Origin of the sequence: Corynebacterium macginleyi (assembly GCF_003688935.1) — a bacterium.
Lineage (GTDB): Bacteria > Actinomycetota > Actinomycetes > Mycobacteriales > Mycobacteriaceae > Corynebacterium > Corynebacterium macginleyi.
In genome coordinates, this window is record NZ_REGE01000002.1 from 92,450 (window position 1) to 117,769 (window position 25,320).

The window sequence follows — 25,320 nt, forward strand, 5'->3', positions numbered from 1 at the left end:
CATCGGTAGGGTCAATATGACCAAGCCGACTCCTACTTATCGGCGCTTGCCGCGAAGAATCCTGCGCAAACGGCCTATATAGTCAAAGATTCGCTTCTCCGCACCGTGCTCGGTGGGCTCATAATATACGGTGCCGTCGAGCTCATCGGGCAGGTATTGTTGCTCCACTACCCCGCGCGGGTCATCGTGGGGATAGGAATACCCCGTCGCATTTCCCAGCCGTTTGGCGCCCTCATAGTGACCATCACGCAGGTGCGGCGGCACATGGCCAACCTTGCCGGCCGCGACATCGGCCTGCGCCTTCGTAATTGCGGATATAACAGAAGGCGATTTTGGTGCCGTCGCAAGGTGAATCGTCGCTTGAGCTAAGGGGATGCGCGCTTCCGGCAAGCCGATCATCTGCGCCGCTTCTGCTGCAGCGACAGCGACTTGCAAGGCAGTGGGATCCGCCATGCCGATATCTTCTGAGGCATGCACCATCAGGCGCCGGCCAATAAACCGGGGATCCTCTCCGGCCTCGACCATGCGCGCCAAATAGTGCAGGGCCGCGTCGACATCGGAGCCGCGAATTGACTTAATGAAGGCAGACGTCACGTCGTAGTGTTGATCGCCGTCGCGGTCATAGCGCACCACCGCTCGATTCACGTTATCGGTGACGGTCGTCGCGGTAATTTCCCCACCGTCGTCCACCGCTTCCGCGGCGGCTTCGAGGTAGGTCAGGCTGCGCCGCGCATCACCACCAGAGAGCACGACGAGCTGGTTTAATGCCTCATCAGTAATAGTTAATTCGCGCTCCCCTAACCCCCGGTCACTGTCTATAGCGCGCCGTGCGACGCTCTTGAGATCCTCCTCGCTCAGGGAGTGCAGCTGCAAAAGCAACGAGCGGGAAAGCAGCGGCGAGACGACTGAGAAAGAGGGGTTTTCGGTCGTCGCTGCAACAAGCAACACGGTCCGGTTTTCCACCGCCGCCAGCAAGGCGTCTTGCTGAGTTTTCGAAAACCGGTGAACCTCATCGATAAAAAGTACCGTCCGGCGGCCGTGGATCAGCTCTTTCCGGGCATGGGTAATTACTTCCCGCACCTGCTTAACCCCTGAGTCGAGGGCAGAAAGTCCGACGAAGTTTTGGCCCATTTGGCCGGCAATGAGCGAGGCAATGGTTGTCTTGCCTGTCCCGGGCGGGCCGTACAAAATGACCGAAGCCTCGCCGGATCCTTCGACCAAGCGACGCAACGGCTTGCCCGGTGCAAGGAGGTGGTCCTGCCCCACAACCTCGTCTAAAGTCTGCGGGCGCATGCGCGCAGCTAAGGGCGAACCGGAGTGCGTAACAAAGAGATTGGTTGCGGGAAAAGACGAAGCCTGGCCGTCGCTTCCCTGACTGCCGCCGGCATGGGGAGGCGCACCGAAGAGAAAATCCTGGCTCATGTGGTTTTAACTCCCCAGATAAGTGTAGTAATTATTCATCGCAAACGCGGCGGGCAACGGCAGTTCCAAACTCCGCGATGGACATGCACGGTGCGGTCCCACACTGGGCAGCGTAGCGCGCAAGCGCTTCAAAGGTTTCATACAGATCTCGCCGCACCAAAAGCTCGTCCTCGGTAAAAAGCCCGCTATCCGGCGGGCGCAGGATGGAACGCTGCGGGTCGTGGACAACCTCCGCATCCCCGCTAGCAAGAGCAACCACTCCCTCAATTCCCCCAGCGTGCATCGTAGTCACGCTAGACAAGGCCCAGCCAATGAGGCAAGTGACAACAAGGTCATGCAATTCGTTCGCATCGGCGAAGCGGGGCCACACCCCAGATACTTCGCGCGACCATGCGGCGAGAAATGTCTCTGCTTCCTTGTCCGTAATTGGTTTAGAGAACAGGAACTGGGGGAAGCCCGCGATAACGCACGCCACATCGAAGCCGACGTTGCGAAAGCCAGCCCATTCATAATCCAAGAAATGCAGACGCTTGGAGACGATAATATTATCCGGCGATAGGTCGAAGGGAGTAAAAGCCCTATCTTTGCCGGAGGTTAAGGATTCAGCAGCTTGATTGGCCAAGCTGCGAAAGCTTTCGGGGGCTTCAAGCCCTGCCTCATCGAGCAGATTGAGCCCGATACTAATGGAGCGATACAAGGACTGATCGCGCACGGATTGGTGATCGGCGAATTCCGGGTTATGCCGCAAGGTGCGGTTGAGCAGGGTCTCGAAATTTTGCTCATGGTCCGCGGTGCCTCCGTGAATTCGCCCCAATGCCGTGCCCAATGAGCGCAGGATGCGGATCCGATCCTCATCAGAGGACTCTAAAAGCACATCCGCGAGTGTTTCGGCCTGACCCAAATCCGTCAGGACAAGGATGCGCCGGTCTAGATCATGTGCGAGAAGCACCGGACCCGGGCGCACGTCTTCTGCTAAGGCGGTAGTGAATTGGTAGGCCACCACCTCTCGCAGCATCGCTGCGTCATCAACGCCGTAGCCGGTTACTGGATTGTACTTGATAACCACAGAACGATGCGGCAAAAAGGCGCTGGGTGCAACTTTCGCGCGCAAGACTAAGGCGTTGCCGGATCCGCCTAAATCCTCGACGCCTGACATCTCTGGCGTGCCACCAAAGCGGCGTGACAACATTTCCGATGCGGCATCAATAACCTCATCGGCCGAAAGCAATGTCTGTGTATCATCCATAGTTCTGTCCAGTATGCCCGCCAATACAAAGCGGGGCCATACCTTCGCCGCATAAATTGTCCCTGCGACGATGGCGCGCCCCGCTAGTCCTAGACTCGTGTCGCCATATTGGTCCTAAGAGCTAGTTCTGCTGCTGTGGCTTCGCAGCTTTAGTCTTGCCAGCGTCGTTCTTCTTCTCCGGCTTGAAGTCCACGCCGGTTTCCTTGCGCTGTGCGGCAGGGATGGGCGCAGGGGCATCGGTAAGCGGATCCACGCCACCACCGGACTTCGGGAACGCAATAACATCGCGGATGGAGTCAAAGCCGCCCAAGAGGGATACGATGCGGTCCCAGCCAAAGGCGATGCCGCCATGTGGGGGTGCTCCGTAGGAGAAGGCGTCGAGCAAAAAGCCGAACTTCTCTTGTGCTTCCTCTTCACCAATGCCCATCACATCGAAAACACGCTTTTGGACGTCTTCTTGGTGGATACGGATGGAACCGCCGCCAATCTCGTTACCGTTACAGACGATGTCATAGGCGTATGCTGTGGCCTCTCCGGGGTTCTCAGCAAAGGAATCAATCCACTCCGGCTTCGGCGAGGTGAAAGCGTGGTGGACCGCGGTCCACTTGGAGTGGCCCAAGGCCACGTCGCCGGAAGCGGTGGCATCGGCCGAAGGCTCGAAAAGCGGGGCGTCAACAACCCAGGTAAAGGCCCAATCGCCTTCCTTGATGAGGTCGAGCTTCTTGGCGATTTCACCACGGGCCGCACCCAGCAGCGCGCGGGAAGACTTGGTATCGCCGGCGGCGAAGAAGATGGCGTCACCCGGCTTAGCGCCAACGTGCTCGGCGATGCCCTCGCGCTCAACCTCGGTAATGTTCTTGGCCACCGGCCCACCCAGGGTCCCGTCCTCTGCGACGGTGATGTAGGCGAGGCCCTTGGCGCCGCGCTGCTTGGCCCAGTCCTGCCATGCATCGAACTGCCGCCGCGGCTGCGATGCACCGCCTTCCATGACTACGGCGCCGACGTAGTCATTTTGGAAGACGCGGAAAGTGGTGTCTTTGAAAAACTCCGTACACTCGACGATCTTGATATCGAAGCGCAGGTCCGGCTTATCGGAACCGTAGTACTTCATGGCATCGGCGTAGGTCATGCGCGGAATCGGGGTCTTAATGTCGTAGCCGATGAGCTTCCACAGCTCTGTGACAATCTCTTCACTCAGGGCGATGACATCGTCTTGGTCCACGAAGGACATTTCCACGTCCAGCTGGGTAAATTCTGGCTGACGATCGGCGCGGAAATCCTCATCACGGTAACACCGCGCAATCTGATAGTAGCGCTCCATCCCAGCCACCATCAGCAGCTGCTTGAACAGCTGTGGCGACTGCGGCAGCGCGTACCAGGAGCCCGGCTTCAAACGGGCGGGGACCAAAAAGTCACGCGCGCCTTCAGGGGTAGAACGGGTCAAGGTAGGCGTTTCGATTTCGGCGAAATCGTGCTTGTCCAAAACGTTACGGGCCGCGCGGTTGGCAGCAGAACGCAGGCGCAATGCCTTTGCCTGGCGCTCGCGGCGCAAGTCCAGGTAACGGTACTTTAGACGGGTCTCCTCGCCTACCTCGCCAGAGGCGGAAGGATCATCTATCTGGAAGGGCAGCGCTACGGATTTATTGAGCACCTCCAGGTCGGTCACGTTGACCTCGATGTCTCCGGAAGGCAGGTTCGGGTTTTCGGAGCCTGCTGGGCGCGGCTCCACCACGCCGGTTACCTTGACGCAGTATTCCGAACGCAGATCGTGGGCGCGCTCGGCCACATCAGATTCGCGGAAGACTACCTGGGCAATACCGGAGCGATCACGCAAATCAATGAAGATGACGCCGCCGTGATCGCGACGACGAGACACCCAACCGGTTAGAGTTACGGTCTCTTCTGCTAGTTCTTTGCGAAGCTCACCGGCCAAATGCGTACGCAGCACTGTAATTCAATCCCTTCTGAAATGGAGTTACTTGTGGGTCCAGCCACGCGTAAACAGCGCGCGCCCAACCAAGCACAAGACTAGGAACCTGGCCAAGTCTACATCCCACCGTGACTTCTGCTCCTTTTAAGTCCTATTTAGCGTCAGCTCATTAGTGCGTGCCGCCCGCCGCCAGCCGGGCCAGCCATCACTGTGCCCGGTACGTGCTGCCGAGTCTAAAAACGTGTGACATTATGTAGTCATGACGTTTAAATCCGGTGCCGATTTCGATGGCCAACGCGCGACCTCCGGGGGCGGTGGGCTTGCCATCGGGGGTGGCATAGGCTCCGTCGTACTCATAGGGCTCTACCTGTTACTTGGAGGAAGCCCCTCCGATATTGGCGCCCTTCTAGGCAATGAACCGTCGCAATCTGGCACGCACTCTCAGGCCGATGATTCTAGTTTCGATCACTGCCGGACAGCAGAAGACGGCAATAGATACGATGACTGCAGGGTGATGTTTACCGCCATGAGCGTGGATAACGTCTGGACCGCCGAGCTGCCCCAGCAAGCCGGCATAGAATACGCCCGCCCTGGCCGGGTTATATTCAGTGGTTCGACCAATTCCGGCTGCGGGACCGCTTCTTCTGCCACGGGACCGTTTTATTGTTCTGCAGACCAATCGGCGTACTTCGACACCTCGTTTTTCAATTCATTAAGCAACTACGGTGCGCACAACGCCCCTTTTGCACAGATGTACATTGTCGCCCACGAATTTGGCCACCATATCCAGCACCTCGAGGGAACCCTGCGCCTTTCGGACTACAATAACCCTGGCGCGGACTCCAACGCGGTAAAGATCGAGCTCCAAGCAGATTGCTACGCGGGGATTTGGGCCTCTCACGCGGATAAGGGCGATGATGCTTTGCTCGAGCCAATTTCCCCACAGCAAGTCGCCGATGCCGTCACCGCGGCGCAGGCAGTAGGTGATGATAATATTCAGCGCCGTTCCACCGGGCAGGTCCAACCCGATGCGTGGACGCACGGTTCCTCTGAACAACGCCAGAAAGCTTTCCTCGCTGGTTATAATTCTGGCCGGATGGCCGCGTGCGACACCTTGGGGCGCGGGGTCTACAGCTAAAATTCCCCCCTTCCTAGGCTGTCCAGCAGCAATAACAGCACCGCTGCCCACCCCTTCGGAGTTCACGCGCATGCGTTGCTCGCGCAATTAAATAAACGCATCTTTTCTCTTCACCGTGGTGCGAATAATTCCTCCCCACCCATTGTTGACATGTCACGTACAATGCTTATAGGTACGTAGAAAGGGACATCATGCAATTTGGTATCTTCACGGTCGGAGACGTAACCAGCGATCCAACCACCGGCGAAACCCCGTCAGAGGCACAGCGAATCCGCAATATTACGGAAATCGCGCTCAAAGCAGAAGAAATGGGCCTCGATGTCTTTGCCACGGGCGAACACCACAACCCGCCTTTCGTCCCATCCTCCCCCACGACCCATCTAGCCTATATTGCAGCGCAAACCGAAAGCCTGCAGCTTTCTACCGCCACGACGCTGATTACCACTAACGATCCGGTAAAGATCGCGGAAGATTACGCCTTTTTGCAGCACCTCTCCGGTGGCCGAGTGGACCTGATGTTGGGACGCGGCAATACCGGGCCCGTATACCCATGGTTTGGCAAAGATATCCGCCAAGGGATCCCTTTGGCCGTGGAAAATTACCACCTACTGCGCCGCCTGTGGCGTGAAAATAGCGTCAACTGGGAAGGTAAATTCCGTACTCCCCTCCAAGCGTTTTCCTCCACCCCGGCGCCCCTCGATGGCGTCCCGCCCTTTGTATGGCACGGCTCTATTCGCTCTCCACAAATCGCAGAACAAGCGGCCTATTACGGCGACGGATTTTTCCACAATAATATTTTCTGGAATCAAGAACACACGGCAAAGATGGTCAATATGTACCGCCGCCGCTTTGCCTCCTATGGTCATGGCCAAGCCGACCAAGCCATCGTAGGACTCGGCGGCCAAGTATTCATTGGGGACACAGAAGGAGACGCTAAGAAGTTCTTCCGCCCGTACTTCGATAACGCACCCGTGTACGGACACGGACCTAGCCTGGAGGAATTTACTGATTACACCCCGCTGACTGTGGGCACTGCAGAACAAGTCATTGAACGCACCTTAAAATTCGCGGACTACGTGGGCGATTACCAACGCCAGCTATTCCTCATCGATCACGCGGGGTTGCCGCAAGAAGTGGTGCTCAAGCAGATAGAAATTCTTGGCACGCACGTGGTACCCGAGCTCCGTCGGCGCTTTGAGCAGCGACGGCCAGACCATGTACCCTCAAATCCACCTACGCATGCAACGCTCAAGCAGCACCCAGATTCCCCACACTTTCGCATAAGCCCCGGAAAGGAGGACTAAGCTATGCGGTCTTTGGTTGTCCTCACAGCCGGACTATCGGAGCCATCATCCACCCGGCAATTGGCCGTGACTATTGCAGAAGCCACCGAAGCTAAGATCTCCGCGCGCGGTGAGGGCGTGACCACCCACATCATCGAGGCACGCAGGCTTGCTGCTGAATTGGCAGCGACCATGACCAATTGGGCGGTTCCAACGCCGCAATTAGATGAAGCAAAGCAGCTTCTTTCCACGGCCGATGGTTTTATTGCCGTCACTCCTGCATTTCAAGGCAGCTACTCCGGGCTTTTTAAAATGTTTTTTGATGTCCTAGATACGCACGCTTTGGAGCAACTGCCTACTATCGTTGCCGCTACGGGTGGTTCACCGCGCCACGCTCTCATTTTGGATTATGCGCTACGTCCCCTGTTGAATTACCTGCATGCCTACGTCGTTCCAACCGGCATTTTTCAGTCAACCGAAGATCTGGGAACGGCCGAGGGAGCGCGCATTCGCCGCCGTATCGAGCGTGCCGCTACGCAGCTTGCGGATCAGATGATCCGCCCCACGGACCGGGTCGCCGGGCTTGCCGATGACCCGATTACCGAACCCAATTCCCGCCCTACGGGGATTGGTATAGATGAGGATTTCTTACCATTCGAGCAGATTTTGTCGCAATACGACGGACAGAGCTAAAACTGCAATACCTATCGCATAATCTAAAATTGATACATGTCACATATTTCTCTACGCTTGGATTTTAGAATGTTTAACTCGAATCCCCGCGCCTGGGAACGTCTCTTTTTCATGCTCTTGGACTGATAACTTTCCTGCTTCGAAGAAAGGTTTCTGAAGGCTTTCACCATGACTATTAGCGTTACTGACATTTTCACCATCGGTATCGGTCCATCCTCCTCGCACACGGTAGGACCGATGCGCGCGGCGAAACAGTTTCTAGATTCCCTCGAGACCCATCCGGCTCGCGTGTCAGCGCAGCTGCGGGGTTCTCTTGCCGCGACGGGACGTGGCCACGCATCCGACCGCGCCGTCATCCTAGGACTAGCCGGTTGGGAGCCTCTGACCGTTCCCCTCGATGCCGAGCCCCAAGCCGGCGGCATAATTCCGAGCAAAGGCACTATCTCCGGCCCGTCCGGTACCGTCGACTACGACATCACCTTTGATAACGAGCCACTGCCACAACACCCCAATGGCATGATTTTCCAAGCCTGGGACGAAGACGGCACCATCTTGGCAGAAAACGAACAGTATTTTTCCGTCGGCGGAGGCTTCATTCTCTCGCGCGATGAGCTCGATGCAGAAATGGCCGCCGGCGTTGCCGCAGCAACCGTTGACGATACTGTGCCTTATGAGTTCACCACAGGCGCAGAGCTGCTCAACCTTTGCGCAACCCACGACAAAGATATCTGGGAAATCGTCCTGGCCAATGAAGACGTGCTCCACCGGGATGACGGCGGCGCAGATTATGTCCTGCGCCACTTAGACCTCGTATGGGATATCATGCGCGAATGCGTGACTGATGGTATTTCCACCACGGGACTACTTCCGGGCGGCCTCGGCGTACCGCGGCGAGCCCCGAAGATGTATGCGCGGCTGCTGGAGCAGAAAGATGACCCACACTCTGGCTTTTCTGCCATGGAATGGGTCAATCTCTTCGCCTTAGCAGTTAACGAGCAAAACGCTGCGGGCAGCCGCGTTATTACCGCGCCCACTAACGGCGCCTGCGGTATTATTCCTGCGGTGCTGCACTACGCACGCGACTTCCACCGTGGATTTTGCCGCGAATCCGCACGCCGCTACCTGCTTACCGCCGGCGCAATCGGCATGATCATCAAGCAGAACGCTTCCATCTCCGGCGCCGAAGTCGGATGCCAGGGAGAAGTCGGCTCCGCATCGTCCATGTCCGCTGCTGGAATGGCGGCACTCCTTGGCGCCACCCCGGCCCAGGTGGAAAATGCTGCAGAGATTGCCCTCGAACACAACCTCGGCCTCACCTGTGATCCAGTCGGTGGTCTGGTACAAATCCCCTGTATTGAGCGCAATGCCATTGGCGCAGTAAAATCCATTAATGCCGCCCGCATGGCAATGATGGGTGAAGGCACCCACCACGTCACTTTGGATAACGCCGTACAAACCATGGCAGATACCGGCCGGGATATGCACTCCAAATACAAGGAAACTTCCCTCGGTGGCTTGGCCAAAACGATGGGCTTTAGCGTTTCCCAGGTGGAGTGCTAAGCGGCTGACAGCGCATAAGAGGCACCGAAACTGCGTCGGTGCCCTTTATTTATCCCCGTGTTTAGCCTTCTAGATCCCGCTTTAGAGTGGCCGTCAGCTGTGATAACTCTACGTCGCGCTGCTCGTGCGCAGCCAAGTCCTTCACGGCAATGGTGCCATCTTCTAATTCTTGGTCTCCCAATACCAAAGCAAAGCGCGCCCCGGCGCGATCCGCGCCCTTCATTGCGCCCTTAAGACCGCGATCACCAAAAGACATGTCCGCAGCAATTCCTGCCTTGCGCAATTCATTAATGATCCCTGTCATGCGGCGCTTGGCTGCAGCGCCCAAGGCAATGCCGTAAACATCCACGCGGGAATTACTGCCTTCCAAGGTGATTCCCTCCGCTTCGAGGGCGAGAACGGCGCGATCCACGCCCAGGCCATAGCCGATGCCCGAGAGATCTTGGCCGCCGAGCTGCGCCATTAACCCGTCGTAGCGACCACCGCCGCCAATGCCAGATTGTGCACCCAGGCCATCGTGAACGAATTCAAAGCAGGTCTTGGTGTAGTAGTCCAAGCCGCGCACCATACGGGGATTGATTTGGTACGCAACGCCCATATCCTCCAGCATGCCGGTCACGGTCTCAAAGTGCTCGCGGCACCCGGCATCGAGATAGTCGAGCATCAATGGGGCATCAACAAGCTGCTCTTGCATTTCCGGGCGCTTATCATCCAAGACACGCAAAGGATTAATCTCGGCGCGACGGCGGGTTTCCTCATCAAGGTCCAGCTTGAACAGGAATTCCTGCAGCTTTTCGCGATAGGCGGGCCGGCAATTCCGGTCGCCCAAACTGGTCAATTCCAAGCGGAACCCGCTCAGCCCCAAGGCCCGATAAGAGCGATCCGCCATGGCAATGACCTCAGCATCCAGTGCTGGATCGTCGATGCCAATAGCTTCCACACCGACCTGCTGCAGCTGGCGATAGCGCCCGGCCTGTGGGCGCTCATAGCGGAAGAATGGACCGAAATAGTTGAGTTTTACCGGAAGCTGTCCGCGGTGCAAATTGTGTTGAATCACCGAGCGCATCACACCCGCGGTGCCCTCCGGACGCAAGGTCACAGAACGATCGCCGCGATCTGCGAAAGTGTACATCTCCTTGGACACCACGTCGGTAGATTCGCCCACACCGCGGGCAAAGAGCGCGGTATCTTCAAAAACGGGCAATTCAATGTGCTGAAAGCCGGAAAGATGCGCCTGCTCCACCATGGTCTGGCGGACCTTATAGAAAATCACAGACTCTGGTGGGTAATAATCTGGCACACCTTTCGGTGCGGCCAGTGCCTCGAACCGCTGCTCCTTACTCATAGTCACTAGACTACCCCATGGGATTTTCGCAGGAATGGGTTGGTCGCTCGTTCGTGACGCATGGTCGAGGTGGGGCCGTGGCCGGGAAGAATGTCCAGTTTATCGTCTAAATCCCACACCGGTCCCGCCAATGAATCCGCCATGGCTTGCGGATCAGAATCCGGAAGATCAACGCGCCCCATTCCCCCAGCAAAAAGGACGTCCCCGGTGAAGGCAAGAGTATCCGAAATAATCAGCACGCATCCCGGCGAATGGCCAGGCGCATGCTGGATAGCAAACGAATGGCCGATAAGCTCCAGCTCCTGCCCACCCTCAAGTTCGCGAAGATCAGCAATGGGCACCATGCTAGAAGCGTGAAATAGCTCCTGGGCCTGGGGGGAGACGCCCTGCCCGGAATCTAACATAAACCTATCTGCGGGATGAATATAGACGGCAATATCGAGCTCTCGCGCCAAGTCCCCCGCCTCGCGGGTGTGGTCGATGTGCCCGTGCGTAAGCACAATGGCTTCATAGTCATAGTCATGCGCTAGCACCTGTGCCATCGAATCCATGCCCGGATCCACAATGAAGGCACGTTTTTCCTCCGCCGCGATATAGGTATTCGTGCGAAAAGGACCCGCAGTAAATCGTAAAATTTCCATGAGTTAAGTCTAACGAGAGCCACTCCTCAAGCACTCTCTAACGCAGCGGTCACTGGGTTTAGGGACCACGCAAGCACACAAAAGAACCCAGCCTGTGCGCCCGCATCCTCGGTGGGATGTAGGAAAGACTGGGTGGTGGATTTATAAACCTGCTAGCTTAAAGCTTTACTGCAGAGCGGCAAGAACCTTGTCGTAGTCGGGCTCAGTGGTTACCTCCGGCACCAACTCGTTGTAGATGACCTTGTGGTCAGCGTCGGTGACTACAACGGAGCGTGCCAACAAGCCCTTGAGCGGGGAGCCCTGCAGGGTCACGCCAAACTTCTCTCCAAAATCGGAACGGAAATCAGACGCGGTTTCCACATTTGCGATACTCTCTGCGGCGCAGAAACGATCCAGCGCGAAGGGCAGGTCACGGGAGACAGACAAGACAACAGTGTTGTCTAAACCTGCGGCCTTTTCATTAAAAGTACGCAGTTGCTGCTGGCACACACCCGTATCGATGGAGGGGAAAATGGATATAACGAGGCGTTTGCCCTCGAAATCCTTATTGGTAACCTCAGAAAGATCAGTGCCAACGAGGGTGAACTCGGGGATGGACTCCCCTACTGCAGGAAGTTCACCGGCGGTTTGGGTAGGTTCGTCAGAAAATTTAACTTCAGCCATGGCCCCGAGAATACTGATACTCGCACTTCCCCGCTATATCTCACCACTCAATACCTGAGCCACTCCCGAGCCAACTCCGCTCCTTGGACGCAAAGCCGCTAAAATCGTCCTAGTTGAGATACATCCCCGATGATCGCTAGAAAGGTTGTCCCACGGTGCCAAACAATAAAAAGCGTGGAGAAGACGCGCTACATAAGCTCGACCGTGAGCTAAAGTCCCGTGACCGTAAACAAAAGATTCGTCCGTTTGGTGTCGCCGTAGCCTCGCTCGTCGTCATCCTCGGCATCGCCGGAGGAATCTACTTCCTTTCCACCCGCGAGGGCTCTGAGGGCGACATCCAGGCGGAAGCTACCTCGGAAGCACAGAGCACACAAGAAGCCCCCAAGGCAAAACCCTTGAGCGGCAAGCGCGCGGAAGCTCTACCAGCCACCGTCCAGTGCGATTATGAGGACAATAAGAAGGATGGCCACGGTGCTAAGAAGCCCGACGGCAAGGATATCTCCACCAAGGGCACCGTCACCGTATCCTTCGATACCACCCAGGGCCCGATCGAGATGGACCTGGACCGCGCCGCTGCTCCTTGTACCTCCCACGCCATTTCGAAACTGGCTGAGTCCGGCTTCTATGATGACACCATCTGCCACCGCATGACCTCAGGCACGTTAAATGTGCTCCAGTGTGGCGACCCTACTGGTTCCGGATCGGGCGGCCCGGGATTTAGCTTTGCTGATGAATACCCCACCGACGAAACTGATGCCAAGGACGCACAGAAACCGGTTGTCTACCCCCGCGGTACCGTGGCTATGGCCAATAGTGGTCCGGATACCAACGGTTCCCAGTTCTTCCTCAACTACGATGACTCGGAGCTCGCCCCTAACTACACCTACTTCGGCACCATCTCCGAAGAAGGGATGAAGACCTTGGACAAGATTGCTGAGGCCGGGGTTGATACCAGTGACCAAGGTGGCAATTCAGGCGACCAGAAGGATGGCAAGCCTGCAAAAGAGGTAAAAATTAAAAAGGCTACAGTAAAGGCTTAGTCTGTGGCATCGGCGCTTGCCGATGCCACATTACGTTGTTAGCAGTTCCGCTCCAAGTAGCCCAGAATTCGTGACTCTGCCCCTGTGCAGGGGACAGGTTATGTTTGTCTGCGTTCCTTTTTGCTTTTCTTTTAAGGAGCAGTGGAACTAGTCGCTGGCTTCGGTATGGCTTATTTTCGTCCCTGTCTGACACCGATCCGGGGGTGATGCCGCCGAAGGCAGTGACATACTCCAAACTGCTAATAGGAACCTGACCCACATCACGTGTGTGAGGTCTCAAAGTAATGTGGATGCCAGCGTGAAGTATGTCCGACCACCAGCGATGAAAGAAGTCTCATACTCATTCAACTCGCTAGGAGGCCTGGCATGACCTACTTCTATGTCATCGGCATGGACGTAGGCAAATACTTTCACCACGCTTGCGTCTTAGACATCGACGGCACCCAGGTGCTATCAAAACGCATCAACTAAAACGAAGAATCCCTGCGCACACTCTTTTCAACGTTCAGCGCAAACGACCACAAGGTCCTTGTCGTCGTAGACCAGCCAAATAACATCGGACGACTAACTGTCGCGGTTGCCCAAGATATCGGAATCGACGTGCGCTATCTTCCCGGCTTGGCAATGCGTCAGCTCTCACGCATCCACGCTGGCAATGCCAAAACTGATATCCGGGATGCATATATCATCGCCCACGCTGCAAAGAATCTTCCGGAATCCCTCCGCAGTGTCGACCGCGTCGAAGAAGCCTTCCTCCAATTGAAAGTCCTCAACGGCGTCGACGACATTCCACACGCACACAAATCCTGCTATCCATGCCAGGAATCGGCCCGAAAACAGCAGCACAAATCCTCATGACCGTCGGGGATATGTCTGACTTTCCAACACCTGGACACTTGACCCCATATGCTGGGCTATCGCCTCGGACACACCAGTCAGGCACTTCAATAATGTCGAACTCGCTGAATAGAGCCGGCAACAAAAAATTAAAGAACGCCCCATGGCAATCATCTTTTGCATCCATCAGATTCCACGAGCGTTCACGGCAATTCTTCGAACGAAAGCGCAATGAAGGCAAGCGACACAACGCCGCAGTCGTAGCACTTGCCCGCAGACGAATCAACGTCCTCTACGCCATGATGCGCAACCACGAGTATTACCGCGACCCAGCCCCAGCAAAGGAAGCCGCAACAGCCGAACCCCTAACAACGAAACAAGCCGACTGGGCAAAATCCCAGTCGGCTACCAGTTATGCGCAAAAAACACACCTAAAAATCACGAGTTAGGGATCCGCCCCCGTCCATCCCACCCGCGAGTTTGACAAACTATATAGGAACACCCCCTAATAGTTTAATTATTCACATGGTTGAAAGGTAACCTTCCCCTAAAGCCGATGTCGGCAAATGGAACTACCGTGGGCTTGCTACCCTTACCTGTGACGCTTTGGAGCCACACATCTCCGGCGAAATCATGGAGCTGCACCACTCCAAGCACCACAACACTTACGTGCAGGGTGCTAACGCAGCTTTGGACGCTCTGGAAGAAGAGTGCAACGGCGAAGCCAACCCAGACCGCATCCGTGCGCTGTCCAAGAACTTGGCTTTCAACCTAGGTGGCCACACCAACCACTCCATCTTCTGGAAGAACCTGAGCCCTAACGGTGGCGGCGAGCCAACCGGTGAGCTAGCGAAGGCTATCGACCGCGACTTCGGTTCCTTCGAGAAGTTCAAGGCGCACTTCTCCGCAGCAGCACTCGGCCTGCATGGTTCCGGCTGGGCCGTCCTGGGTTACGACCACATTGCTGGCCGCCTGCTCGTTGAGCAGCTGACCGACCAGCAGGGCAACACCTTCGTGAACTTCACTCCACTGCTGATGCTGGATATGTGGGAGCACGCTTACTACCTGCAATACAAGAACGTCAAGCCTGATTACGTCAAGGCCGTCTGGAACGTCTTCAACTGGGACGACGTTGCAGAGCGTTTCGCAGCAGCGAAAAAGTAAACCTTCCACCGCACCATCATCGCTGCGGCTTATATGAACGCCGTGCCCGCGCACTTTACGTGCCGGACACGGCGTTCTTCATGGCGTTTTTATCTCGCGGGGCACCGTTTTGGCTTAGCGAGTTCTCCCGGAAACCATAAGAAGAATAAATCCCAGCCAAAGTAATCCGGTGGCTGCAGTTATTACCCATAAAAGCTCACTAAACAGCGGTTCCCAAAAACCACCGACAAGAAACAGCTGAGCGATAACGGCAGCAACTGCAATAACAATTCCGGCGGTAATTATCCACGCGCCGATTTTTCCTATCGTGGATGTAGAATACCGCGCTCGCCTATGACTCCAGAGCGAAATATTTATCCCGATAAGCACAACCGCGAAAGCTGTAGCCAGAAGAAATAATGCGCCAACAAGAAACGGGAAGCCGCCATTCGAGACAGCAATAATACTAATAAATACATAGAGCGCGAGGGCCACGAGGACCGAAAAAATTGTGATACTTTCCAGGGGTTTCAGCATGTTCATTACACTCCCTAATTGTTGAGCCCGCGCCCTTTGTAAAATCTCGATCCGGCTGCACGAACGCCGCGATAATAAGCGTCAGCCACTCCTTTACCGGCCCCTGATCGAACTCCCGATCCATACGCCCGGACAAATTCAGCTATCAGCCCCGCACGAAGTCGTTTATCACAGTGGATACGGTTTATCCTACTCAAAGGAGCATAACAATTACCATGCTGGTCACAAATTGGTTTAAAATTGGCACTTCCCCACTGATCTGGCGTAAACGAGCGGTTGCGTCCACTAGTGTGGTGTATCTGTTAGCCGGGTGAAGCCTCGTGCCGGTAACAACGATTCAAGCCAAGCATAAGTCCACGCTTCCTGACCTAGTAAAACGCATGTTTGATACCGGTGAGCTTAACAGGGTGTGGATGTCAGATATTTATCTGTCTGCGCACCGGTGAAGGCTGGTTATACATATGTGTGGTTCGCGGCGACCATTCCCGCAGGGTGCTGGGCTGGACTATGGATAGCGTCCAAGATACATACCTGGTCGAACGAGCACTTCGGATGGCGCACACACTTCCGCGGTGACGGAGGAGCCCGACCCCCGAAAAGACCTCTCAGGAGAAGGCTAAGGAAGTCCAGGCATGGATTGGCGTCTTCACCGCTGCAGTCGGCGCATTGGGCACTCTCTTCGCTTTCGCTAACAAGTACCTCGACATCGAAGGCTTCCTGAAGAACTTCCAGCTTCCTTTCTAAGCTTTAACGCTTCTTAAGCGCTTTTAACCGCTGTGCCCTGAATTTGGGTACAGCGGTTTCGCATACTATAGGAAAGCTAGAGTGCTACCCCGACGGATCTGCAGACAGGTCTTGAGGCCGCCTTGCACAGAACCTTTAAGATTCCTTTGCCCGCCTGATGTATCCAGAGCCGACGAGGTCATTGAAAATCTCGGGGTCGATTTCTTGGCCATTCTTAATCACGGAGATGTGGCCAGTGGGCTCTAAGACCATGACCTGGACGTCTTCCATGCGGCCGAGGCCAGACTTACGCACTGCGGAATATACGTCCGAACGAGTGATGTGGGAAACGGTGAGATTATCATCAATCATCTCGCCCTGAAAGACGATGAGTACCGGACGCCGGTCCAGAAACCGCGTCCACTTCACCACCTTGCGGATGGTGCCGAATGCGGCCTCTAGGGCCATTAGGGTTGTCAGGCCAATAACGCCCGCCGCCAATGTGGGTGGAACGCCGATAATTACACGGCCTGCAACGGCGCCGAACATAATGATGATGATCGCATCAGAGGCCGTCATGGAGGTCAATACGCGGGAGCCAAACAGCTTCACCAAGACCATAAAGGCAAGATAGATGCCTAAGGTCGACAACATGACTACAGGAACTCGATGCAACTCGATTCCTAGTTGAAAAGTCGCCTCGCGTAAAAACCGTTCAAAGATATCCACGGCTTTTGAGATTACTAGGATACAAGACACTGCACAGAAAAATAAGCGCTTTTCCCCCTGTAAGCGAGGAAAAGCGCTTTTAGCGTATCCGCAGGATTTGGATTCCTAATTAGATATGAAAGATCTTGCGCAGGTCATCAAAGATGGCCCGCAGTGGTGCTGGGAGCACCTGGGGGTTTAGACCAATAAAGGCGATACCTGCCGCCAGCGCCGCAACGATGGCAAGGGCTGCGCCGCCAAAGGAGGAGCCTTGCGGGATCTTAGGGAAATCCTTCCCATCAGAACCGTCCTCGTGGAAGCCAGGCTCTTGAGAACCAGACTCGTCACCGCCGGCTTCACCCACTTCCACGGGCAGAATCGCCTGCGTACCGGCGTCGGTGGTGATTTCCAAGTTCTGGGAGCCGGTGAGGCCTTCTGGAACGGTCAGCGTCACCTGCGCGCGGCCGCGCTCACCAAATTGGTCATCGCCTTCCTGCTTAGAATTATCGATATCGGCGGTTACTTCCTTATTTCCTAACTTCACCGTGACGGTCTTAGCCATTGGCTCGCCCTTACTGGTGTAGTTCAAGCTGGAGAGATCGATGGTGATTTGTTTACCGGGGGCAATTTCCCCATCGATATGAGCACCGATATGGCTCTGCCCCTTGCGGATCTCAGACTCGCCAGACTTGATGTAATCGATCATGGCTTGGGCATCCATGTAGCCCACATCGTTCTTGTCCTTGATAGAGCCTGCCTCAAAATAGCCATCGCCGCCCTTCTCGGTGTCACTGGATGCGAGGAAGGAAGAAAGCGCGATCGAATAGTCCTTGTTCGGGTCGAGGCGCTCGCCATTGATGGTGACGGACTTGATGCGCTCGCCATGGGAGGCCTTTTGGTCATAAACCACCTGGACATTATTGGACAATCCCATGGCTAGACGCGGCCGGCTGCTGTCAGCTTGCCACTGATTTTCCAGAGCTGTGATGAAGTCCTTACCGGAGACCTTAGCGGTCATAATCGAGTTACCAAACGGCTGGACTTCAAAAATATCCTTGTACGTTACGTCGCCGCCCTGCAGGTCAGCGCGCACTCCGCCGGCGTTCATCACACCAAGGTCGATGTCCTGGCCTACCTGCTTACTCAAGGCATAACGCTGCCCTTCCGCGATGAAGTTATTCAGGGTGGACTCGACACCGCGGTTGGAGCCTGAATCTCGCCCCTCATCGGAGCCGCGGAACAAATCGGCATCGAGTTTGCCAGCACTCTTCGAACCTTCTACCTCGGCTTCTTCCTGTGCCTTCTTAACGATGCCCGCAATGTCAGCATCCGGCTCTACCTGCGCCGCAGCAGTCGCGTCATACTGCTTTAGCTCAATGCTTTTCACCTTCTGAGCAGCCTTGTCGTACGTAATATCGGCATCAACCAATAACTTGCCATACTCATAGCCTTGTGCCCACTGCAGTGGCAGCGCGCCGTCACGCTCGACCGTGCCCTGGGCGGTCACGTGAGTATCACCGCCGAAGAGGATATCGACGTCCTTATTAAAGCCTTCTGCAAATTCCTTCGCATCTTCGTGGAAGAGGGAGACGACGACGTCTGCCTCGCCACTTTCTTTCAAGCGGGTGGCTTCCTTGTTCGTTGCTTCCACAGGATCGGTGAAGATAACGCCTGGAATCTTCGCTGCAGATACCTTGAATTTCGTGTTTTGAGTGACGGTGCCGACATAGCCGACCTTCACACCATCGATTTCTTCTACATGAGAGGCTTCCAGAATCGGTTTACCGTCTTTGAGTACGTTTGCACCGAGGATGGGATAGTCAGAACCCGGCTGAATTCGGTTTATCAGGTCCTCAGTGCCCTTGTCGAACTCGTGATTGCCAACTGCGGTGACCTTCATCCCCATGGCATTGAGTGCCTCCAGGGTGTACTTGTCATCCGAGATCGCCGACACGAATGCAGAACCACCCACATTATCGCCCGAAGAGGTGAGATTAAACTCTTGTCCTTCGTTGACCTTCTTGATAAGCGATTGTAGGCGAGCCACACCAATCTCATCGCCTGGCTTCGCGGGGTTGCTCAGTCCATCTTCCAGGTGACCGTGCAGGTCAGTGATATTGGTAACCGAGATAGTGGTCGTGTTTTCCTGCGCTAGAGCCTGCGCACCGGAGAGCGCGACGGCGGTGACGGTAGTAGCGGCCACCAACTGGCCAATGCGACGCAACTGCATAATTACTCCTGTGTCGTAGAAAGCATTCAGACAATGTATACCGCTTTCTTCACCACCGCGCAGGCAGCACTAACTCCATGAGCTGGGCTTTTACTTTTTCTCCGCTCGAAGTTCACGCAAACGTCACTTCCGCTTAGTCCGCTGGTTACCTCTGCCGTACAACCTCGCTGCAAGACGTTGAGGTGATTAGGCGGTTACGCGGTAGACATCGAAGACTCCCTCGGTATTGCGCAACGTCGTTATCAACGAACCCAGCTGCTTGGTATCGGAAACCGAGAAGGTAAACCGCATCGTAGCAATTAGGTCCTCGCCGCGATTCGAATTCATCGTTAACACGTTAATGTTCTGATCGTTTAACACCCGCGTCAGCTCAGACAGCAGGCCTTGACGGTCCAATGCCTCGAGCTGCAGCGTGGCGGAAAAAGCACCGGTAGATGAAATACCAGAAGACCACTCTACCTTCAGCATGCGCTCCGGCTCGGATTTGAGCTTTTCCGCGTTTGCACAATCTGCCCGGTGCACGGACACTCCCCCGCCACGGGTGACGAAGCCAAAAATCGCGTCTCCGGGCACTGGCTGGCAGCACTTGGCTAGCTTGGCCATGACATCTGGGCTTCCCTCCACCAAGATGCCGGTGCCAGCGGCAGAATCCTTGGTGTGCTGCGCGCGGGAATGCTCGATCTCCGAAAGCGGAGTTCGTGAAGCGAGCGCATCCACAGCATCATCGCGGTCACCGAACATGGCCACCAATTGATTTGTCACGTGTTGTGCGGAAACGTGCCCCGCGCCGATGGCGGTGTATAAAGCATCAACGTCGGCATAGTGCAGCTGTTCAGCCACCTGTTTCATGGAGCTGGCGGTAAACAGGCGGTGCATCGGTAAGCCGCCACGCTGCACCTCAGAGGCCAAAGCATCGCGCCCCGCTTCGAGGTGCTCTTCGCGCCTTTCTTTAGCAAACCACTGGCGGACCTTCGCCTTAGCCCGCGGGGAGACCAGGAATTCCTGCCAGTCGCGCGATGGGCCAGCATTGGGGTCCTTGGAGGTAAAGATTTCTACCTTGTCGCCGGATTTCAGCGGCAGCTCTAACGCCACCAATTTTCCGTTGACCTTGGCACCAATGCAGCGGTGTCCGACCTCCGTATGCACGGCGTAGGCGAAATCGACCGGGGTAGAACCCGCCGGCAGATCCACCACATCGCCCTTTGGGGTGAAGGCAAAGATTTGGCGCGCCGTCAGATCATAGCGCAAGGAATCGAGGAACTCATTGGGATCCGCTGCTTCCTTCTGCCAATCCAGCAGCTGGCGCATCCACGCCATCTGGTCTACCTCTTCTTGGTGCCCAGAATTCCTACCCTTCGTTTCCTTATAGCGCCAATGCGCGGCTACGCCGTATTCGGCGTTGTAGTGCATCTCGTGGGTGCGGACCTGGACCTCCAGGGTGCCTCCGCCCTCCGCGATCACCGTAGTGTGCAAAGACTGGTAAACGCCGAAACGCGGGGAGGAAATGTAATCTTTAAAACGACCTGGTAGCGCCTGATAAATAGAATGCACCACGCCAATGGCCGCGTAACAGCTATTAACGTTATCCACCAATACGCGGATACCCACCAGGTCGAAGATCTCCGCAAACTCGCGACCGCGAACGACCATCTTTTGATAGATAGACCAATAGTGCTTTGGCCGACCCATCACTTCGGCCTCGATCCCATTTTCTTTTAGAGCGACACTGACTTGGTTGATGATTTCTTTCAGGGCGCGATCGCGCGAGGGCGCCCGTTCTGCCACCATGCGGACGATTTCGTCGTACTTTTTGGGATAGAGGATAGCAAAAGAGAGGTCCTCCAGTTCCCATTTCACGCTCGCCATGCCCAACCGATGAGCCAAGGGAGCGATAACCTCGAGCGTTTGGCGCGCCTTTTTGGCCTGCTTTTCCGGCGGCAAAAAGCGCATGGTGCGCATGTTATGCAACCGGTCGCAGACCTTTATCACAAGGACGCGCGGATCATTGGCCATGGCGACAATCATCTTCCGGATGGTCTCCGCCTCAGCCGCGGCGCCCAGAGCCACCTTGTCCAATTTGGTGACGCCATCAACGAGGCGAGCCACCTCGGGCCCGAAATCTCGCGTCAGATCTTCCAGGGTGTAATCGGTATCTTCGACCGTATCGTGCAAAAGCGCTGCAACGATAGTAGTGGTATCCATACCGATTTCCGCGGCTATCGTAGCTACGGCCAGCGGATGGGTAATATACGGCTCGCCCGATTTACGAAATACCCCCGCATGCAGCCCTTCTGCAGTGTTATAAGCAGCGTCGAGTAATTCCGCATCCGCCTTGGGGTGAAATTTCCGGTGAATGGACATAAGGGGATCGAGCACCGGGTTGATTTTGACGCGCCCTCCGGTCAATGACCGGGCAAGCCGCGCAGACATACTCCGCATCCCATTATTAGCGTGGCGTTTTGCTGACTTGTCCGTGGCCATCTCTACCGCCCTTCACCATGCCGCAGCCGCTTCTCCTGGCTGCAGCGCCCTTCCAGATCGTGTGATCTAGCTTAGACCTACCATCTTAGTCAGCGTCATCTAGGACAATGAGCGGCGGGCCCGATAAGCGTTGGCGGCCGTTCAGGCCTTCAACCTCTAGCACGACGACATTACCCGCCACTTCAGCACCTGCGGACTCAAGCAGCAGCTGGGCGCCGTGGAGAGTGCCACCGGTGGCCAGAACGTCATCAACAAGCACCACGCGCTTGCCCTTCACATCGACGCCGCTGGCGGGAATCTCCAATGCGGCCGAGCCATATTCCAGTTCGTATTCTTGGGTATATACAGGTGGCGGAAGCTTACCCTTCTTGCGAATAGCCAAAATGCCTAAACCCAACTTGTACGCTACGGCAGACCCCAGCAGGAATCCGCGAGCATCGAGGCCGCCAATGAGATCCGCACCCAACTTTTCACATGCGGCCGCCAGCCCATCAACAACAGCCTGAAATGCCTCGGGATCGGCTAATACCGGTGTGAGGTCTTCAAACAGAATTCCTTCTTTTGGGAAATCCTGAACAAGGCGTACCTTGTCGTTCAAAGCTTGTGCTGCTGATTCGTAGCGGGAGGTCATAATCTTCCTTGAGAGCTAAATAATGAGAATTATTTTAAAGGCAAAAGGCTTAAGCCTTTTCCACAGGTTTTTGTGCTGGCACGTGCCAACGGTCCATATTCCAGCCGATGCCCGAGATACCAGTGTAAGGCAGGACGCCTTCGACGTCGTGGTGAACGATAAAAGTGCGTGGCTGCGCAGCAACCGGAATGGAGAAAACGCGATCCCACAGCAACTCTTCCTGCTCCTTCAGCTGAACGGAGTTTTTGATGCTGGAATCTGCGGCGGAGTACTCCGTTAGCGGATCCACCGGCCCGAAGAAGACGTCAATGGGGGGCTCCCCCGTTGCCGGGTCAGGATTGAGATAAAACTGCGATAAGTACTCGTCCCCAGCATCTTCGATGGTAATGCCTGCTGGTTCGCAGGAGGCACGCAGCGCATCGACCATCGCCTGATAGCGCTTATCCGGGCTAACATAGCCGACCTTGATGGTGGTGCCGCTCAATTGGCCAGCTGTGGCCATGTCCACTCCCTCGTGGTCCTTGACCACCGAACCGAGCGTTTGGGCGAATGGATCCTGGACCGAAACGGTGCGCACATAAGCGGGAGGGACATCGACGCCAGAAATCTCGGAGCTCTTTTGTGCAAGCGCCGATTGGTCGACGCAGGCAGCAAATGCCTTCCTGGCAGAAGGCTCTGCAAAAATTCCAGCGCGCGACAGCGTCAGCGTATCGGTCAATAAGCCTACCTTGGTAATCGTCTCGAAACCTGTACTGTCGGCGCCCGCGGCGGCGTCCCTTTTGGGGCCGCCTTGGTCACCCGCACCAGCGCCGTTGTCGGATTCTGAAGCGCCGTTGCCCTCTCCGGATTTTGCTTCCCCGCCCGCGTTTCCAGAGAGCCAGCCGGGACGAGCGGTCGCGGAATCTGCCACCTTGAGAACCCCCTTATCCGCAAGTCTGTGGGCATCGGCAGTATTCGGCCAAATGACGACGTGCTCCAAGGCAGGCTGGTCACCGCTATATTGCTCGTTGGCTTTTAAAAAAACCTCGCCGGAATCGCCGACCTTATCCGCGGTGAAAGGCCCATAAGAGACCTGTAGCTCGGGGTCAAATTCATCCTTGGCGGTGGAGAAGCCATAGCGCCACAATTCAGCTACTGGCTGCAGCGTCGCCATATCTTCCGCGTGCAAGGCAGCGTTGAGTTCTTCCATGCTCATTTCAGTCTTCTGCGCGAGCGCATGCGCAGGCATAACGGTGCCAGGGCCGAACATATGACGCCATCGATGTCCCTGGTCCTTGTGGAAAATCAGTGTAAAGGCCTTGCTGTGCGGTGCGCATTCGATATCGGCGATATCCTCCATCAGCGGCATATGCGAGCCAAATTCGACCGGATGCGTCCCGGCCGTATAAGCAAGCAGATAATCATCGCAGGTAACGGGAGCGCCGTCAGAGAAGGTGGCGTCATCAGAAAGCGTTAAACGCACACTTTCCTGCTCACTATCTGCCGCAGGCGGGAGCTGTTCAGTTTCTACCAAATCTGCATTGGGAATAAGCTGTCCGGAAGGCCCCGGCACAAATAGGCCGGGATAAAGGCGCGTCGAGAGTTGCGCCGCCGAGGTGGCGCTACCAAAAGCGGTGCCGGCATTCGTCGTCACCAGCTGGGAGTTGACCATATAACCGGTGTAGTTATAGGACTCCGGATCACCGGGCACTGCTTGGCCACCGCTTTCAGCTTCCTCACTACTGCATGAGGCCGCTACGAGCGCGAGAGCAGAAAGCCCAGCCGCGACCGCCGCGATTTTGGGGCGAAAACCCCACCACCGTGTGGTGTCTAGTTTACGTTCCACGGTACGCACAACCCCCTTGTTCCTTGACAGACCGAGCCTTACGCTGCCTGATTATGGCATGTTTAGGACTCTCAGCGGCCCGGGCGCCACGTGGGACCGGTAGGGCCAGAGGCACTCCTGCCGTAATCAGATTGTCCTTTTGCTACTTCGTTGCGCGTCTTAACCCCGGCTTCGGAGGCCGAAACCACCTTACGTTTTGCAAACTCACCTTCCGTGGATTCACTATCCTCGGACTTGCCCGCACGGTAATCCAGTACACGCTGCGTGTGCTGGCGGACTTTCTTGGTTTTATTGGCAAACGTTACAACCAGCGGGGTAGCTAGGAAGATCGAGGAGAAAATTCCCTCGACGACGCCGATAAGCTGAATCAGGGCCAGATCGCGTAGCGTGCCGATCCCCATGAGCCATACGGCAATGACGAACAACGCGATAATAGGCAACGCGGAAATAATGGACGTAGAAATAGAGCGCATGACAGTCTGGTTAATCGCCAGGTTGGCCAGCTCCCCGTAGGTCTTCGAACGCTGGCCTTCCAGCCCCGCCGTATTCTCGTTGACCTTGTCAAAGACAATGACGGAGTCATAGATAGAGAAAGTCAAGACGGTAAGCAAACCGATGATGACTGCAGGGGAAACCTCAAAGCCAAAAAGCGCGTAGATACCGGCGATGACGATGCCATCGATAATAAGCGCCAAGATAGCAGCAAAAGCCATAATCTTCTGCAAGCGCAACGCCACATAGATGGTCGCTGCAACGAGGAATACAACCATTGCCAGAATCATGCGCTGCGTAATGGAAGAGCCCCAGGATTCGGACACGGTAGAGGAACCGATGGCATCTGGGGTGGCCTTACCGTTTTCATCCTTCGGTTGGAATTTCTCGTAGATGGCAGACCGGGCGCTATCTACTTCTTTTTGGCTCAAGCGCTGCGAGGTAATCTCAAGCGTTTCAGAATCGCCGGCCCCCACGATGCGCACCTGCTCAGCTTCAACGCCAGTAGAATCCTCAAAAACGGCGGCTACCTCGTCTTCTTTCAAATCCCCAGCGGGCATGGACAAGGTGGTACCTCCCTCAAAGTCAAGAGAGAGTGTGAAACCACGAATCAAGATGGCAGCGATAGCACCGAGGAGAAGCGCGGCGGTAACCGCGTACCACCTTTTGGTGTGGCCAATGAAATCATAGCCACGCTCGTCTTCATAGAGGCGATCTAAACGCGAAATCTTATATTTAGTCGATAGGGCCAT

Annotated in this window: 19 protein-coding genes and 2 pseudogenes; 8 read left to right on the forward strand and 13 right to left on the reverse strand. The window is 55.8% G+C overall.

The window, feature by feature from the left end; translation table 11 throughout:
• Positions 1-36: 36 nt before the first annotated feature.
• The 3 genes from D9V82_RS02170 to aspS all read right to left on the reverse strand — a co-directional run bounded on the left by D9V82_RS02170 (position 37) and on the right by aspS (position 4,616).
• Positions 37-1,422: a replication-associated recombination protein A gene (locus D9V82_RS02170; RefSeq protein WP_121910764.1), complete on the reverse strand. Its 1,386-nt coding sequence runs from the start codon at positions 1,420-1,422 to the stop codon at positions 37-39.
• A gap of 31 nt (positions 1,423-1,453) precedes the next feature.
• Positions 1,454-2,668 (reverse strand): phosphotransferase family protein, encoded by a 1,215-nt coding sequence (locus D9V82_RS02175; RefSeq protein WP_121910765.1) that lies wholly within the window; start codon positions 2,666-2,668, stop codon positions 1,454-1,456.
• Positions 2,669-2,789: 121 nt separating this feature from the next.
• On the reverse strand, positions 2,790-4,616 hold the full coding sequence (aspS, locus tag D9V82_RS02180) for an aspartate--tRNA ligase (RefSeq protein ID WP_121910766.1): 1,827 nt from the start codon (positions 4,614-4,616) through the stop codon (positions 2,790-2,792).
• 241 nt (positions 4,617-4,857) lie between these two features.
• Here aspS and ypfJ point away from each other — a divergent pair, with 241 nt between their 5' ends.
• The 4 genes from ypfJ to D9V82_RS02200 all read left to right on the forward strand — a co-directional run bounded on the left by ypfJ (position 4,858) and on the right by D9V82_RS02200 (position 9,272).
• Positions 4,858-5,736 carry a KPN_02809 family neutral zinc metallopeptidase gene (ypfJ, locus tag D9V82_RS02185; protein ID WP_121910767.1) on the forward strand — a complete coding sequence of 293 codons (879 nt, stop codon included), beginning with the start codon at positions 4,858-4,860 and terminating at the stop codon, positions 5,734-5,736.
• A gap of 191 nt (positions 5,737-5,927) precedes the next feature.
• On the forward strand, positions 5,928-7,040 hold the full coding sequence (locus tag D9V82_RS02190) for an LLM class flavin-dependent oxidoreductase (RefSeq protein ID WP_121910768.1): 1,113 nt from the start codon (positions 5,928-5,930) through the stop codon (positions 7,038-7,040).
• Between the two features lie 3 nt (positions 7,041-7,043).
• Positions 7,044-7,712: a CE1759 family FMN reductase gene (locus D9V82_RS02195; protein ID WP_121910769.1), complete on the forward strand. Its 669-nt coding sequence runs from the start codon at positions 7,044-7,046 to the stop codon at positions 7,710-7,712.
• A gap of 168 nt (positions 7,713-7,880) precedes the next feature.
• On the forward strand, positions 7,881-9,272 hold the full coding sequence (locus D9V82_RS02200) for an L-serine ammonia-lyase (RefSeq protein WP_121910770.1): 1,392 nt from the start codon (positions 7,881-7,883) through the stop codon (positions 9,270-9,272).
• Positions 9,273-9,333: 61 nt separating this feature from the next.
• Here D9V82_RS02200 and hisS read toward each other — a convergent pair whose 3' ends face one another.
• The 3 genes from hisS to tpx form a co-directional block, all read right to left on the reverse strand.
• Positions 9,334-10,617: a histidine--tRNA ligase gene (hisS, locus tag D9V82_RS02205; RefSeq protein WP_121910959.1), complete on the reverse strand. Its 1,284-nt coding sequence runs from the start codon at positions 10,615-10,617 to the stop codon at positions 9,334-9,336.
• 5 nt (positions 10,618-10,622) lie between these two features.
• Positions 10,623-11,258: an MBL fold metallo-hydrolase gene (locus tag D9V82_RS02210; protein ID WP_121910771.1), complete on the reverse strand. Its 636-nt coding sequence runs from the start codon at positions 11,256-11,258 to the stop codon at positions 10,623-10,625.
• A 165-nt stretch (positions 11,259-11,423) separates the two neighbouring features.
• The gene (tpx, locus tag D9V82_RS02215) at positions 11,424-11,921 is read right to left on the reverse strand and encodes a thiol peroxidase (RefSeq protein ID WP_121910772.1); all 498 of its coding nucleotides are present in this window, start codon (positions 11,919-11,921) and stop codon (positions 11,424-11,426) included.
• A 155-nt stretch (positions 11,922-12,076) separates the two neighbouring features.
• Here tpx and D9V82_RS02220 point away from each other — a divergent pair, with 155 nt between their 5' ends.
• From D9V82_RS02220 to D9V82_RS02230, 3 genes and pseudogenes are all read left to right on the forward strand, one after another.
• Entirely contained in the window at positions 12,077-12,961 is an 885-nt protein-coding gene (locus D9V82_RS02220; protein WP_121910773.1) for a peptidylprolyl isomerase, read from the forward strand.
• Positions 12,962-13,327: 366 nt separating this feature from the next.
• Positions 13,328-14,157 (forward strand): annotated as a pseudogene (locus D9V82_RS02225) (IS110 family transposase); the annotation flags it as partial.
• A 247-nt stretch (positions 14,158-14,404) separates the two neighbouring features.
• Entirely contained in the window at positions 14,405-14,962 is a 558-nt protein-coding gene (locus tag D9V82_RS02230; protein ID WP_121910774.1) for a superoxide dismutase, read from the forward strand.
• A gap of 114 nt (positions 14,963-15,076) precedes the next feature.
• Here the strand turns inward: D9V82_RS02230 and D9V82_RS02235 are convergent, their stop codons facing one another.
• Positions 15,077-15,484 carry a hypothetical protein gene (locus D9V82_RS02235; protein ID WP_121910775.1) on the reverse strand — a complete coding sequence of 136 codons (408 nt, stop codon included), beginning with the start codon at positions 15,482-15,484 and terminating at the stop codon, positions 15,077-15,079.
• A 317-nt stretch (positions 15,485-15,801) separates the two neighbouring features.
• Between D9V82_RS02235 and D9V82_RS12550 the strand changes: the two are divergent.
• Positions 15,802-16,045: pseudogene (locus D9V82_RS12550) on the forward strand (DDE-type integrase/transposase/recombinase); the annotation flags it as partial.
• A 312-nt stretch (positions 16,046-16,357) separates the two neighbouring features.
• On the opposite strand, the gene D9V82_RS02240 reads toward D9V82_RS12550, so the two are convergent.
• From D9V82_RS02240 to secF, 6 genes are all read right to left on the reverse strand, one after another.
• Positions 16,358-16,930 carry a DUF421 domain-containing protein gene (locus D9V82_RS02240; RefSeq protein ID WP_420361743.1) on the reverse strand — a complete coding sequence of 191 codons (573 nt, stop codon included), beginning with the start codon at positions 16,928-16,930 and terminating at the stop codon, positions 16,358-16,360.
• Between the two features lie 109 nt (positions 16,931-17,039).
• Entirely contained in the window at positions 17,040-19,139 is a 2,100-nt protein-coding gene (locus D9V82_RS02245) for a bifunctional metallophosphatase/5'-nucleotidase (RefSeq protein ID WP_121910776.1), read from the reverse strand.
• 186 nt (positions 19,140-19,325) lie between these two features.
• Positions 19,326-21,620, reverse strand: coding sequence for a RelA/SpoT family protein (locus tag D9V82_RS02250; protein WP_121910777.1), 2,295 nt, complete (start codon positions 21,618-21,620; stop codon positions 19,326-19,328).
• Positions 21,621-21,705: 85 nt separating this feature from the next.
• Entirely contained in the window at positions 21,706-22,251 is a 546-nt protein-coding gene (locus tag D9V82_RS02255; RefSeq protein WP_121910778.1) for an adenine phosphoribosyltransferase, read from the reverse strand.
• A gap of 49 nt (positions 22,252-22,300) precedes the next feature.
• The gene (locus tag D9V82_RS02260) at positions 22,301-24,076 is read right to left on the reverse strand and encodes an ABC transporter substrate-binding protein (RefSeq protein WP_121910960.1); all 1,776 of its coding nucleotides are present in this window, start codon (positions 24,074-24,076) and stop codon (positions 22,301-22,303) included.
• 71 nt (positions 24,077-24,147) lie between these two features.
• A complete protein-coding gene (gene secF / locus D9V82_RS02265) occupies positions 24,148-25,320 on the reverse strand; it encodes a protein translocase subunit SecF (RefSeq protein ID WP_121910779.1) in 1,173 nt (390 codons plus the stop codon).